Source organism: Hoeflea sp. BAL378 (assembly GCF_000759435.1).
In the GTDB taxonomy this organism is placed as follows: Bacteria; Pseudomonadota; Alphaproteobacteria; order Rhizobiales; family Rhizobiaceae; genus Hoeflea.
This window is the reverse complement of sequence record NZ_JRJG01000015.1, coordinates 58,821-70,885: the sequence shown is the minus strand read 5'-3', so window position 1 is coordinate 70,885 and position 12,065 is coordinate 58,821. Positions and strand designations below refer to the sequence as shown.

Here is a 12,065-nt window from a genome sequence, read left to right as displayed (position 1 = left end):
CGCCGCAAGCAGCGCATCGGCCCAGCGCGGGTGGACGGGATCGGCCGCGCCGGCAGTCATGTCGGAATCTGCGCCAGGATCAGGCATGACCCGCAACTTCGCTGATGGCGCGGTCAACGCGGCTCTTCGATCCGGCCTCGTCGAGCGGGTCGCGGCGCAACCGGTGGCGGAGCGCCATCGGCGCCACGGCCAGCACATCCTCGACCGTGACCTCCATGCGCCTGGACAGGGCCGCCTTGGCGCGGGCGGCGCGCATCAGCGTGAGTTCCCCGCGCAGGCCGTCGACGCCGAGCTGCATGCACAGATGCGCCATCATCGTCATCAGCCTTTCCGACAGCACCACCTGGTGGACAGTCTTGCGCCCGGCGACGATGCGCGCGGCCAGGCGATGCTCTTCCCTGGCCCAGGTCGCATGGAAGGCGTCGGGGTCGTGCTCATAGGCGTCGCGGCGCTTGAGCACCTCGATCCGCGACGCAATGTCGCGCGGAGAGGCGACGTCGACCGACAGGCCGAACCGGTCGAGCAGTTGCGGGCGCAACTCGCCCTCCTCCGGGTTGCCGCTGCCGACCAGAACGAATCGCGCCGGGTGGCGCACGCTCAACCCCTCGCGCTCGACGACATTGACCCCCGAAGCCGCCACGTCGAGCAGCAGGTCGACGAGATGATCCTCGAGCAGATTGACCTCGTCGACATAGAGGAAGCCGCGATGGGCCTTGGCGAGGAGCCCGGGCTCGAAGGCGCGCTCGCCGGAGACCAGCGCCTTCTCGATGTCGAGCGCGCCGCAGACCCGGTCCTCGGTGGCGCCCAGCGGCAGGTCGACCATCGGCGCCCGGCGCTTGATCCGCTCCGACTTCGGCGCGGTGGCGCAGACCGGACAGGGCTCGGCGGGGTGGGCGGGATCGCAATTGTAGCGGCAGCCGCGGGTGCCCAGGAGTTCGGGCACCAGCTCGGCGAGCGCGCGCACGGCGGTGGATTTTCCGGTGCCGCGGTCGCCGAAGACCAGGACCCCGCCGAGGGCGGGCTCGACGGCGGCCATCAGCAGCGCCTCCTTCATTTCATCCTGGCCGACAATTGCGCTGAAGGGATAGGGCTTAGCCATCGGCGGTGACCTCTCATGATCTGCGTGTCGGCCCGGCTCGTCGATCGCCGGGCGCCAAGCGCATCGGACCCTGGTCTTCGACCAATGTGTCCATATTTTTGTACATATTACGTCAATCAAAATATACACTCTGGCATCATTTGCAATCGGCTTAATCGCTCCATCCGCAGAAGCGATGCAGGTCGCGACACCGTCCCGGAACCGCCAAGATGCGCGTTTCAGGCGGCAATCCCGGCGCTTCCCTGGCGGTGTGTCCATATTTATTGACAATTCCTGTGTAAATTTATGTTTACATTTTTCCCCATTGCTCCGAATATATCGGCAAGGGTCGCCGTGAGAACCGAAACCCGAACCCCCCGGCGGGACGCCGGGCGAACATGGAGTCAGGCAATGGGGATTGTTTCGAAACCGGAAAACGCGACGCCGCTGCTCGACGGGATCGAGACGCCCGAGGGGCTGCGCCGCCTGTCGGACGCCGATCTCGGCAGGCTTGCGGAGGAACTCCGGCGCGACACCATCGCCAAGGTCGCTGCCACCGGCGGACATCTGGGCTCCACCCTCGGGGTGATCGAGCTGACGGTGGCCATCCATGCCGTGTTCGATACGCCCCGCGACAAGCTGATCTGGGATGTCGGCCATCAGGCCTATGCCCACAAGATTCTCACCGGCCGGCGCGAGGCCATGGCCGGCCTGCGGCAGGACGGCGGCCTGTCGGGCTTCACCAAGCGGTCCGAAAGCCCCTATGATCCGTTCGGCGCGGCGCATTCCTCGACCTCGATTTCGGCCGGTCTCGGCTTTGCCGCCGCGCGCGCGCTGGGCTATGGCGACGGCGACGTGGTGGCGGTGATCGGCGACGGCGCGATGTCGGCGGGCATGGCCTATGAGGCGATGAACAATGCCGGGGCGCTGGGCCAGCGCATGTTCGTCATTCTCAACGACAATGAAATGTCGATCTCGCCCTCGGTCGGCGCCTTTGCCAAGCATCTTTCGGCGCTGTGCGCGCGGGCGCCGATGGTCGGCATGGACGTGGTGCTGAAGAAGGCCGCCGCGCGGCTGCCCGAGCCGTTCAAGACCGGCGCCGCACGGGCGCGCCAGGCCGTAGGCGCGCTGACCGGCAATTCCAGCCTGTTCGAGCACATGGGCTTCTCCTATGTGGGCCCCGTCGACGGACACAATCTGCCGCAACTGCTCACAATCCTGCGCACGCTCAAGAGCCATGCCGACGGGCCGGTGCTGATCCACGCCATCACCCGCAAGGGCGCGGGCTACGCCCCGGCCGAGAACAGCGCCGACAAGTATCACGGCGTCGGCAGCTTCGACGCCAAGACCGGAACCCTGTCCAAGTCCAAGCCCGGCGCGCCGGCCTTCACCAGGGTGTTCGCCGATGCGCTGACCGACGAGGCGGCGCGCGACGGGAGCATCGTCGCCATCACCGCGGCGATGGCCTCGGGCACCGGGCTCGACATCTTCGCCAGGGCGCATCCCGAGCGGATGTTCGACGTCGGCATCGCCGAGCAGCATGCCGTCACCTTTGCCGCGGGGCTGGCGGCGGCGGGCATGAAGCCGTTCTGCGCGATCTATTCGACCTTCCTGCAGCGCGCCTATGACCAGATCGTCCATGACGTGGCGCTGCAGGGCCTGCCGGTGCGCTTCGCCATCGACCGCGCCGGGCTGGTGGGCGCGGACGGGCCGACCCATGCCGGCGCCTTCGATGTGGCGTTCCTGTCCAACCTGCCCGGCTTCACGGTCATGGCCGCGGCCGACGAAGCCGAACTCGTGCATATGGTGGCCACCGCCGCCGTTCATGAGTCGGGGCCGATCGCCTTCCGCTATCCGCGCGGCGAAGGCACCGGCGTGGCGCTGCCCGACCGCGGCGTGCCGCTCGAGATCGGCAAGGGCCGCGTGATCCGCCAGGGGCGCGACATCGCCTTCCTGTCCTTCGGCGCCCGGCTCGGCGAATGCCTGGCCGCCGCGGACCTGCTGTCGGCGCGCGGCCTGTCGACGACGGTGGCCGACGCGCGCTTCGCCAAGCCGCTCGACACCGGGCTGGTTGAGGACCTGGCGCGCAGCCATGACGTGCTGATCACCGTGGAGGAAGGCTCCAGCGGCGGCTTCGGCGCCGCCGTGCTCAGGCACCTGGCCGAAAGCGGGCATCTGGACGGCTCCGTGGCGGTTCGCACGCTGACCCTGCCGGACCGCTACGAGCCGCATGCGAGCCCGTCCCTGATGTATGAAAGATCGGGCCTGACGGCCCCGCATCTGGCCGACGCGGCGCTCTCAAGCCTCGAAAAAAGAGCGTCCCGCGGCAATGAGCAACCGATCAGGCTTGCTTCCGTCACATATATATGTTGATATACGTCCGTAGAATTAAAGTGATTTTAACATGTATCCGTGACGCTCCTTTTCTGTTTCGGCAATAACCGCGGTGCAGTATGGCCGCACACCCCCTCGTTTCCTTGCAAAAAGCATCATACCCTTTTCCGTGTGGATCCGATCCGCACAGTGGGGGTAAGCAATGTCGGGGAACGAAGAAGGACGCGCGCACGGTCAGTACATCGCGGACAGACGGTTCATGAGCAACGGCCAATTGGGACCGGTGTCGAGCTCCACCCTGTTCTCCCGAGATATGGTGTCGCACCCGCAAATGGAAACGATCGATCGTGGCAAGCTTGAGAAGGCGATCCGGCATCACTTCCATTCCGACGGCGCGGCCAATGGCCAGCAGGGCGGCAACGCCCAGGGGACGATCCATTTCCGCCAGTTGCTCAGCGCGCTCCTCGAGAAGGACCCCAAGCATTTCCGCGCGGCGCTCGAGCGGCTGCGCAGCGAAAGGGTGCCGCTGCTGGTGATCTGCGAGACGCTGATCGTCCCCGTCGCCGAGGAACTCGGGCGGATGTGGTGCGAGGACCAGCAGAGCTTCTCCAGCGTCACCGCCGCGTCCTCGCGGCTGCAATTGCTGCTGACCAGCCTGTCCGAGGGCGACGGACCGACCTTCTGCGACGAACAGCGGCCGCGGCTGCTGTTGATGCGGATGCCCAGCAACGACCACACGCTGGGCCTGAGCGTGATCGCCTCGGTGTTCCATGAGGAAGGCTGGTCGGTGGATGGCGGACCCAGCCTGCAGGTCGGCAACCGGGCCTACGCCATGGCGCGCGACGGCGGCTACAATGTGATCGGCATTTCGGTCACCGTGGGGACCACCACCGAGGAGATCGGCGCCATCATCCGCAGGATCCGCGCAGCCTGCCCGGATCCGTCCACGGCGATCCTGATCGGCGGCGCCTCGCTCAGCGCCCGGCAGGTCGAGCTCAAGGCCGCGGGCGCCGACATTCTCGCGCTCGATGTCCGCCAGGCCATCCAGATGGCCAATGCCCTGGTCAAGCGCGACGAATAGATCCCGCTTTCAGACGCCGGTCGTCAGTCGGTGGCATCCGGCCGGCGCATCCTCAGCGAGAGCTGCACCATCACCAGCGCCAGCGCCGACAGCGTCACGCAGATCCAGAAGGCGTTGACGCCGAAAATGCCGAAGGCCACGCCGAAGCCCGCGACGACCAGGATCGAAAATCCCTGCATCATGACGCCATAGAGGCTCTGCGCCTCCGCCGAGATGTCTTCGCTTGTCCGCTTGGCGATGAAATAGAGGCATCCGAGATAGGAGAAGGTGAAGGTCACGGCCTGGCCGAGCTGCATCAGCACGATCACGGCAAGCGGCGGCGACAGCGTCATGCCCACCCAGCGCAGGATCGAGGCCAGCGCGGCGATGAGGATGAGAACCCGGGCCGGAAAGCGGGTATTGATTCGCCTCCAGGCGAACATGGTGGCCGCTTCCGCCGCCGCGCCAAGCGCAATCAGGCCGCCGATCACCGGTTCGGAGAGGCCCTGCTGCTTCCACACCAGCGAGGAAAACGCATTCATGACCATGTGGTTGGCGAACAGGATGGCGCCGGCGATGACCGGCAGCAGCACCCAGGGCTCGAAGGCGGCGATGACCTCGCGCGACAGCAGCCGTCCGTCGGACACCGTGCGCGGGCGATCCGCGTCGCGCAGGCGCGGCAGCCCCGCCGCCACCAGGAAACGCGCCGCGCAGGCCGCCGCGATCAGCCAGACGAAGGACGGGGCGCCGAACCAGAGCACCACGTAGCCGGTGATGAAGCACATGGCGAGATAGCCGAGCGTGCCCCAGGCGCGCGTCGTGCCGAACGAGAACCCGAGCCGCATGGACAGCCGCATGGTCGCGGCGTCGGCGACCGGTCCGATCAGGCCCGCGGGCAGGTTGATCATCGACCAGAAGAACAGGATCATCCAGAAGCCTTCGGCAAAGCCCAGAAACAGCGAGAACGCCGCGCTGAGGCCGGTGCCGACCATGATCGCCTGCTTCCAGTCGGGCGCGCGGTCGGCCAGGCGGCCGACGAGCACGCTGAACAACAGGATCCCCGCCATCGGCATGGTGTTGATCAGCCCGATCTGCGCGTCGCTGACGCCCTGTTCGTTGAGCCAGATCGGCAGATACGTCACCGTGACCGCAGAGGCCCAGAAGGTCACGAAATAATACCGCGTCGCCGCGAATTCCGGCTTTGCCATCGAAGGAGGACCTTGAAACAGAAGCAACCGGGGACTGATTCCGGAAGGGGATTCAGCTTTAGTTGAACATCCTCGATTGCACCATCGAAACTCTCCAGGCCCGCTCAGTTTTGATCGGGGCTCTTCTACGGTCCGGCCCGGGTGTTGATCAGCACAACCCCCAGAAGCGCGGCCACGAGGCCTAGGCCGGTGGACAGGGCGATCGATTCGCCCAGAAGCAGCACCCCGAGCGCCACGCCGACGCCGGCGCGCAGATAGGCCTGCGACGCCACGCCCATGGAGCCAAGGGTTCGCACCAGCCTGAAATAGAGGACCAGGGCGAGCGCTGTGCAGAGCACCGCCAGCGCCAGCGCCGCGGCAAGCGCCGCAAGCGAGGGGCTGAGCTGCCAGGGCCGGTCGACGAGCAGGCTCGCGGGAACCAGCACGGCGGAGGCGCAGATCATCGTGCCCGCCGCGGTGACCTCCGCCGGAAGGTGGGAAAACCGCCGGCCGTAGATGGCGGCGCAGGCATAGAGCAGCGCCCCCGACAGCACCGCGATCTGCCCGGCAAGGTCGGAGCCGAGCCCTTGGAGCGCCGAGGGGCCGACGATCAGCACCACGCCGCCGAGGCCGAGGCAGGCGCCGAGGAGCTTCCGCGGCGGCGCCGGCTCGTGGCGGGTGACGAGCGCGGTGAACAGGAAGACGAAGATCGGCGACGTCGAATTCAGCACGCTCGCCAGGCCGCTGTCGACATGTCGCTGCCCCCAGGCCAGCACCGTCCACGCGGCGATGCTGTTGAACCAGGCCTGCAGCATGAACATGCGCCAGTCAGAGAGCCTGCGCGGAAACCGCCGTCCCCGCCAGGCGACCAGCGCCACCAGCAAGATCGCGGCGACCGACACCCGCAGGGCGATGAGGCTTATCGGCGGGATCTCGGCCACCGCAATCTTGATGAAGAGATAGGACGAGCCCCAGAGCAGCGCCAGCACGCCGAGCAGCGCGAACTCCCGCGTCTTGCGGATAGGAGCCGATGTCATGACCGGTGGGCCTGCCGGCTGTCCTCGGGGGCATGGGTCCGGTCATCGAGGCCGTAGTCGCGCAGCACATGGGCGACCCGCAGCCGGTAGTCCGAGAACACGCCCGCCCTGCCCCGCGCCTGGGCCTTGCGGTGGGCGGCCAGCGTGCGCCAGCGTTTGACCGCGTCCTCGTCGCGGAAGAACGACAGGGACAGGAGCTTGCCCGGGGTGGTGAGGCTTTCGAACCGCTCGACCGAGATGAAGCCGTCGATCTCCTCGAGCAGGCCGCGCATCGAGGCGGCAATAGTGAGATACTCATCGCGGCGGCCCTCGGCCGGCTCGACCTCGAAGATGACCGCGATCATGGCTTGACCAGCGCGGCGTGGGGGCCGGAGGAGAGCTTGAGGAAGGTCCGGTCCTCGCGCAGCAGGAACTTTTCGCGTTGGGCGAACTCGTAGTTCTCGCGGCCGAGCGGATCCTCCGACAGGCGCTGCCGGTAGGCCTCGTATGCGGCGAGATTCTCCACCGAATAGACGCCGTAGGCGAGGGTCGAGGAGCCTTCATGCGGGCTGAAATAGCCGATCAGGTCGGCGCCGCAGCGGGGGATCGCCTGGCCCCAGGTGCGGGCGTAGCGGTCGAACTGGGCCTTCTTGGATGGATCGATGTGATAGCGGATGAAACAGGTGATCATGGCAATTTCCCGGGTTTCCGATCCGCGGGTTGTCGCATATTGACGAGGGATTATGCTTCGATTACCATCGAAGTATGAAAGAAGGTCCGGACATAGCCCTGCTGGGCGCGTTGATCGGTGATCCGGCGCGCGCCAACATGCTCACCGCGCTGATGGCGGGCGGGGCGCTGACGGCGAGCGAGCTGGCGACGGAGGCCGGCGTCACCGTGCAGACGGCGAGTTCCCATCTCAAGAAGCTCGAAGGGGCCTGCCTGCTGGTCCAGCGCAAGCAGGGCCGGCACCGCTATTTCGCGCTCGCCGACGACGAGGTCGGCGCGCTGCTCGAGACCATGATGGGGCTCGCCGCGCGGCGGGGGCTGACGCGCACGCGCACCGGTCCGAAGGATCCGGCGCTGCGCAAGGCGCGGGTCTGCTACAACCATCTCGCCGGAGAGCTGGGCGTGGCGCTCTATGACGGGCTTGTGGCGTCCGGGTCCTTGCGGGAAGAGGACGGCGAGCCGGCGCTGACCACGGCCGGCCGCGACCGCATGACCGGCTTCGGCATCGACGTCGCCGCGCTCGAGGGCCAGAGGCGGCCGCTGTGCCGGTCCTGCCTGGACTGGAGCGCGCGGCGCACGCATCTGGGCGGGTCGCTCGGGCAAGGCCTCCTGACCCGGTTCGAGGAGCTGGGATGGGCGGTGCGCGAGCCGGGATCGCGCGTGGTGACCTTCAAGCCGGCGGGCGAGCGGAACCTGCTGGCGGAGTTCGCGTCGCCGCCCGGTTGACCTGATTCGTCCCGGCCCGGCGAAGCTACGAGGCGCTCAGGCCCGGCGTGGCGCGGCCGCGCAGCAGGGGCGCGATGACGGCGAGAGCCGCGAGCAGGAACAGGATCTCCAGCGCATAGACGGAAATATAGGGGGTCGCGGCGCCGAACCAGGAGCCGATCGGCAGCGCCAGGATGATGTCGCGCATCATGCTGCCGAAGGCGATGCCGACGCCCGCGGTGGTGGCCTGGACCGCGCCCCAGGTGCCGAGCGCCAGGCCGATCTGCTCGCGCGGCGCAAGCTGCATCGTCGCCGTCAGCGTGCCGTGGCCGAACAGGCCGGCGCCGAAGCCGATCAGCGCGGTTCCGCCGACGAACAGGAACGGCCAGCCCAGCGGCGCGGCAAGGCAGATGGCGAGAAAGCCGGGCACGCCGACCAGCGCGCCGTAGCCCGCCATCATCAGCGGGTCGAAGCCGCGACCGAGCACGCGGGACGCCCAGGCAAAGCCCAGCAGGCTGCCAAAGGCCAGGATTGCAGTAAGCTTGGTGGTGTCGGCCACGCTGAGCGCGAGAACCTGCCCGCCATAGGGCTCGAGCAGCACATCGGCCATGCCGAATCCGAGCGTGCCGAGCCCGACGACCATCAGCCGCCGCTTGGCCTGGCCGCCGTTGATGAGCTTCTCCCAGGATGCGGCGAATTCGGGCGTTTCCGCCCTCGCCTCGCCCCGGACAGCTCCGGGCCGGCTGTGCCGCGCCTCCATCTTCCACAGCGCCAGCACGTTGAGCACAACGGTCGCCACTGCGGAGGCCTGGATGACCTGGACCAGCCGGCCGGGACTGAAATTCTCGAGCGCCAGGCCGAACACCAGGGCGCTGAAAATCATGCCGGCGAGCAGCATGACATACATGAGGCCGACCACCTTGGGCTGATCCTCGACGGGGGCGAGATCGGTGGCGAGCGCCAGGCCGACCGTCTGCACCATGTGCAGCCCGGCGCCGACAAGGAGAAACGCGGTGGCGGCGCCGAGATAGCCGATCCAGACCGGAGCGGAATTTGCATGGCCCTGGCCGCCCAGCACCAGCAGCGCAAACGGCATGATCGCCAGGCCGCCGAACTGAAGCATGGTGCCGCGCCAGATGAACGGCACGCGCCGCCAGCCGAGCGCCGAACTATGGACATCGGACCTGAAGCCGATCAGGGCACGAAACGGCGCGAAGACGATCGGCAGCGCGATCATCACCCCCACCAGCGACGCGGGCACCGTGAGTTCGACGATCATGACCCGGTTGAGCGTGCCCACCAGCAGGACCAGCGCCATGCCGACCGACACCTGGAACAGCGACAGCCTGAGCAGGCGGCTCAGCGGCAGGTCGTCGGTCGCCACGTCGGCGAAAGGCAGGAACCGCGGCCCGAGGCTCGCCCAGCTCTGCATGGCTTTTCGACTGAAGCGATTCATGTGACGCCCCACGCTCTCTCATCGTCGTCATGGTCGCCGCGCCAGCCGCCCCAAGGGGTCAGGCGCAGCGGCGAGACCGGGTGGATTCCGGGCAGGCCCGGGCCGGCAGCCGACCGGCTGCTACGCCGCGTCACACCTGCGCAAACGCGCGGGGGCTGACGCACGGCCCTGCGGGAAACGGCACGAAGGTCGGGACCCTGGGGGATCCCGGCCTTCATTCGCGGTGAATGCGATGACACCAACCGCAAGCAAAGCCCTATTCAAGCGATGCTGTCTTGGTGCCGTCGATCGGAGTCTGATCTTCGAAAACCACGCGTGCGGTGCGGCCGTCAGGCAGAACCACGACGCCCTGCTGCGCTCCGCCGGAGGCCAGGCTCAAGCCGCTGTCGAAGACGACAACCGCATTGGAGCCAGGGCCGGCCATAGCGACATCAGCCTGTTTTTCGATCACGGCGCCGGCATAGAATTCCGGCAACCATTTGGAGTACTTCATCACCGCAACGTGGGTGGCGAAGGAACTCACCGCAACGGCCGTAAGAAACAGCGGCACGCCGACGGTCGGCTTGACCACGAGCCAGAGTTTTGCGTTGTTCATAGCGCTCTCCCCTCACCCGAACCAGGGCGTGTAAACATAGGCGAGAATATGCGCCACGATGGCGATAAACCCGAATACACGCGTGCCGTCGATGATATGCCGGTGAAGCTCTTCCGCCTCCCCGATGGTCAGGCCTGATGGCCATACTTTGTCAGGATCATAATTCATTGCGCCATCTCCTTCAGGCGGTAGTATTAAGGCCCGCGCGGGATCCGCAACGGGTCCAGACTGGCCAATCCACTCAACGCCCACGCTTGCGCGCACTCGTCCCCGGACTTTGCCAACAGCTAAGTTGTCACAATCTTTTTACGGTTTCAAGTGTCAACTCTTATTGACGCTTTGCCATGTCGTCGCAGTCTCCCCGCCCCGCCAGATTCGCCAAATTCTTTCAATTATTTGGTCGCGCAGGAGGGCAAAAGTTCGCTGTGAATTGACTGCGTCAAATTGACTTGACATCCATGATTGTTATGTTTGCGTGACATAATTGGCTTGAATCAACCCCCCGTTCGCCCTATGATTTTGCCATCCAGACAGGGCTCAAACGCACGGAGACATCATGACAACGCTGATTACGCGACTTTATGAAACGCCTGAGCGCGCCAGCGCCGCGGCGAACGCCCTGGCGGCGAAGCAGTTCCGCGACAAGCACTATGATGTGATTGCCGGGCCGGCGATCGAGACCGAGCTTGCGGTCGAGTCGCTCGCCGCCATCCATGCGGCGCTGTCCAAGGCCGGCGTCATCCCCAGATCCGCCGCCGTCTACGCGCCCAGGATCCTCGAAGGCAATGCGCTGGTCGTGGTGCGGGCGCCGATCGGCACGTCGTTCGTCGCCGAGGGCGTGCTCGACAGTTTCGACCCGATCGATCTCGGCGTGCGCGACGAGGTGCATGTGCCGGCCGAAGCCGCGCTTCCGCCGAAGGTCTACCGGCAGCGCGCCACGTCGCTGCTGCCGCGCGACGCGATGATCCTGTCGGGCAGGAAGTTCCTGCCCGCGATCACCAGCCGCGACACCGGCCCCTGGTCGGGCCTGGTCAAATCGGGTCCCTCGGCCGGGCTGATCAGGGAGCGCACCACGCCGTTCTCCTCGACGCTGGGCCTTCCGCTTTTGAGCAAGCGGGAAGCCTGACGGCCCACCTCCCGGACAGACTTTCGGCCCCGATCGGCAGCTCCGATCGGGGCCGAAATCGTTTTGGGCCCCAGCATCCCCCGGCTTAGACGGGAGCCGGCGCCTGGGCATATTGGGCGATGCCGCCGCCGAAGCTCCAGTCCAGCGAGGTGTTCTCGGTCAGGACGATCATCACGTCGTTCGGCCGCAGGCTTGCCTTGGCGAAGGCCGAACTGGCGATCCGGCTGAACAGCGCCCGCTTCTGGCTTTCGGTCCGGCCCATCCGGAAGGTGATTTCCACGATCACCGCTTCCGGACCGCGGTTGACGCCGAGAAAGGTGCGATCGATGCGCAGGTCCGCCGGATCGTGACGGCACAGGATCTGAAACCGGTCATCGGCCGGAACACGGGCGATGTCCACCAGCGCCTCGTGCACGGCGTCGCACAGCCCGGAGACGCGCTCTGGCGCGAGCGAACGTGGAACATGGAAGGTAACCAGTGGCATGGGGTTTTCCCTGCTTGAAATTGGCGCTCCGGACAGGAGCCGGTGAAGGTGGATGGATGGCTGGAAGACGTTCGACGTGCTCACCCCGCGAGCAGGCGCGCGTCGCGCTCGGTGACGGCGCCGGGATGGCGCACCCGTCGCCACATAGCGCGGACCGCCGCGTTGATCGCCATCTGCCGCTGAGAATGCGCGCGGGCGCGGTAGAGCGGAAAATCGGGGACCTCTTCCATCGGATGGCCCGCGGCGGGCGAGGCCTGGCTGCGCGATCTGGTCATGAGGGTCTCCTTTCACACCG

At 66.7% G+C, this 12,065-nt stretch carries 14 protein-coding genes; 4 read left to right on the top strand and 10 right to left on the bottom strand.

Annotation, left to right across the window (positions count from 1 at the left end):
* Positions 1–79 precede the first annotated feature (79 nt).
* Positions 80–1,099, bottom strand: a complete 1,020-nt coding sequence (gene bchI, locus LL06_RS05050; protein WP_035523093.1) for a magnesium chelatase ATPase subunit I — start codon at positions 1,097–1,099, stop codon at positions 80–82.
* A 390-nt stretch (positions 1,100–1,489) separates the two neighbouring features.
* Between bchI and dxs the strand changes: the two genes are divergently transcribed.
* Together dxs and LL06_RS05040 are read left to right on the top strand one after the other, a co-directional pair.
* Positions 1,490–3,451, top strand: a complete 1,962-nt coding sequence (gene dxs / locus LL06_RS05045; protein ID WP_035523091.1) for a 1-deoxy-D-xylulose-5-phosphate synthase — start codon at positions 1,490–1,492, stop codon at positions 3,449–3,451.
* Positions 3,452–3,671: 220 nt separating this feature from the next.
* Complete coding sequence (locus tag LL06_RS05040) at positions 3,672–4,493, top strand: cobalamin-dependent protein (protein ID WP_161784934.1); 822 nt, start codon at positions 3,672–3,674, stop codon at positions 4,491–4,493.
* 23 nt (positions 4,494–4,516) lie between these two features.
* Here LL06_RS05040 and LL06_RS05035 read toward each other — a convergent pair whose 3' ends face one another.
* The 4 genes from LL06_RS05035 to LL06_RS05020 all read right to left on the bottom strand — a co-directional run bounded on the left by LL06_RS05035 (position 4,517) and on the right by LL06_RS05020 (position 7,366).
* The gene (locus LL06_RS05035; protein ID WP_035523089.1) at positions 4,517–5,680 is read right to left on the bottom strand and encodes an MFS transporter; all 1,164 of its coding nucleotides are present in this window, start codon (positions 5,678–5,680) and stop codon (positions 4,517–4,519) included.
* A gap of 125 nt (positions 5,681–5,805) precedes the next feature.
* Positions 5,806–6,696, bottom strand: coding sequence for an EamA family transporter (locus LL06_RS05030; RefSeq protein WP_035523085.1), 891 nt, complete (start codon positions 6,694–6,696; stop codon positions 5,806–5,808).
* On the bottom strand, positions 6,693–7,040 hold the full coding sequence (locus LL06_RS05025; protein ID WP_035523082.1) for an antibiotic biosynthesis monooxygenase: 348 nt from the start codon (positions 7,038–7,040) through the stop codon (positions 6,693–6,695). The genes LL06_RS05030 and LL06_RS05025 overlap by 4 nt, the downstream gene beginning before the upstream one ends.
* Positions 7,037–7,366, bottom strand: coding sequence for an NIPSNAP family protein (locus LL06_RS05020; protein WP_035523079.1), 330 nt, complete (start codon positions 7,364–7,366; stop codon positions 7,037–7,039). The genes LL06_RS05025 and LL06_RS05020 overlap by 4 nt, the downstream gene beginning before the upstream one ends.
* 74 nt (positions 7,367–7,440) lie before the next feature.
* Here LL06_RS05020 and LL06_RS05015 point away from each other — a divergent pair, with 74 nt between their 5' ends.
* Positions 7,441–8,130 (top strand): winged helix-turn-helix domain-containing protein, encoded by a 690-nt coding sequence (locus LL06_RS05015; protein WP_035523076.1) that lies wholly within the window; start codon positions 7,441–7,443, stop codon positions 8,128–8,130.
* A gap of 25 nt (positions 8,131–8,155) precedes the next feature.
* Here the strand turns inward: LL06_RS05015 and LL06_RS05010 are convergent, their stop codons facing one another.
* The 3 genes from LL06_RS05010 to pufB all read right to left on the bottom strand — a co-directional run bounded on the left by LL06_RS05010 (position 8,156) and on the right by pufB (position 10,328).
* Positions 8,156–9,565, bottom strand: coding sequence for a PucC family protein (locus LL06_RS05010; RefSeq protein WP_035523073.1), 1,410 nt, complete (start codon positions 9,563–9,565; stop codon positions 8,156–8,158).
* Positions 9,566–9,821: 256 nt separating this feature from the next.
* Positions 9,822–10,160: a light-harvesting protein gene (locus LL06_RS26790; RefSeq protein ID WP_081963660.1), complete on the bottom strand. Its 339-nt coding sequence runs from the start codon at positions 10,158–10,160 to the stop codon at positions 9,822–9,824.
* Positions 10,161–10,172: 12 nt separating this feature from the next.
* A complete protein-coding gene (gene pufB / locus LL06_RS05000) occupies positions 10,173–10,328 on the bottom strand; it encodes a light-harvesting antenna LH1, beta subunit (protein ID WP_035523071.1) in 156 nt (51 codons plus the stop codon).
* Positions 10,329–10,716: 388 nt separating this feature from the next.
* Here pufB and LL06_RS26285 point away from each other — a divergent pair, with 388 nt between their 5' ends.
* Positions 10,717–11,286: a hypothetical protein gene (locus LL06_RS26285; RefSeq protein WP_052161225.1), complete on the top strand. Its 570-nt coding sequence runs from the start codon at positions 10,717–10,719 to the stop codon at positions 11,284–11,286.
* A gap of 85 nt (positions 11,287–11,371) precedes the next feature.
* Here the strand turns inward: LL06_RS26285 and LL06_RS04990 are convergent, their stop codons facing one another.
* Positions 11,372–11,770 carry a tautomerase family protein gene (locus LL06_RS04990; RefSeq protein ID WP_035523065.1) on the bottom strand — a complete coding sequence of 133 codons (399 nt, stop codon included), beginning with the start codon at positions 11,768–11,770 and terminating at the stop codon, positions 11,372–11,374.
* 80 nt (positions 11,771–11,850) lie between these two features.
* Positions 11,851–12,045 carry a hypothetical protein gene (locus tag LL06_RS04985; RefSeq protein WP_035523063.1) on the bottom strand — a complete coding sequence of 65 codons (195 nt, stop codon included), beginning with the start codon at positions 12,043–12,045 and terminating at the stop codon, positions 11,851–11,853.
* Between the last annotated feature and the right edge of the window lie 20 nt (positions 12,046–12,065).

Bases quoted from the DNA above. Each gene is read 5' to 3' on its own strand.
- LL06_RS05020 (WP_035523079.1), bottom strand. From the start codon at position 7,366: ATGATCACCTGTTTCATCCGCTATCACATCGATCCATCCAAGAAGGCC.
- LL06_RS26790 (WP_081963660.1), bottom strand. From the start codon at position 10,160: ATGAACAACGCAAAACTCTGGCTCGTGGTCAAGCCGACCGTCGGCGTG.
- LL06_RS05040 (WP_161784934.1), top strand. From the start codon at position 3,672: ATGAGCAACGGCCAATTGGGACCGGTGTCGAGCTCCACCCTGTTCTCC.
- LL06_RS26285 (WP_052161225.1), top strand. From the start codon at position 10,717: ATGACAACGCTGATTACGCGACTTTATGAAACGCCTGAGCGCGCCAGC.
- LL06_RS05010 (WP_035523073.1), bottom strand. From the start codon at position 9,565: ATGAATCGCTTCAGTCGAAAAGCCATGCAGAGCTGGGCGAGCCTCGGG.
- pufB (WP_035523071.1), bottom strand. From the start codon at position 10,328: ATGAATTATGATCCTGACAAAGTATGGCCATCAGGCCTGACCATCGGG.
- LL06_RS05035 (WP_035523089.1), bottom strand. From the start codon at position 5,680: ATGGCAAAGCCGGAATTCGCGGCGACGCGGTATTATTTCGTGACCTTC.
- LL06_RS04985 (WP_035523063.1), bottom strand. From the start codon at position 12,045: ATGACCAGATCGCGCAGCCAGGCCTCGCCCGCCGCGGGCCATCCGATG.
- dxs (WP_035523091.1), top strand. From the start codon at position 1,490: ATGGGGATTGTTTCGAAACCGGAAAACGCGACGCCGCTGCTCGACGGG.
- LL06_RS05030 (WP_035523085.1), bottom strand. From the start codon at position 6,696: ATGACATCGGCTCCTATCCGCAAGACGCGGGAGTTCGCGCTGCTCGGC.
- bchI (WP_035523093.1), bottom strand. From the start codon at position 1,099: ATGGCTAAGCCCTATCCCTTCAGCGCAATTGTCGGCCAGGATGAAATG.
- LL06_RS05025 (WP_035523082.1), bottom strand. From the start codon at position 7,040: ATGATCGCGGTCATCTTCGAGGTCGAGCCGGCCGAGGGCCGCCGCGAT.
- LL06_RS04990 (WP_035523065.1), bottom strand. From the start codon at position 11,770: ATGCCACTGGTTACCTTCCATGTTCCACGTTCGCTCGCGCCAGAGCGC.
- LL06_RS05015 (WP_035523076.1), top strand. From the start codon at position 7,441: ATGAAAGAAGGTCCGGACATAGCCCTGCTGGGCGCGTTGATCGGTGAT.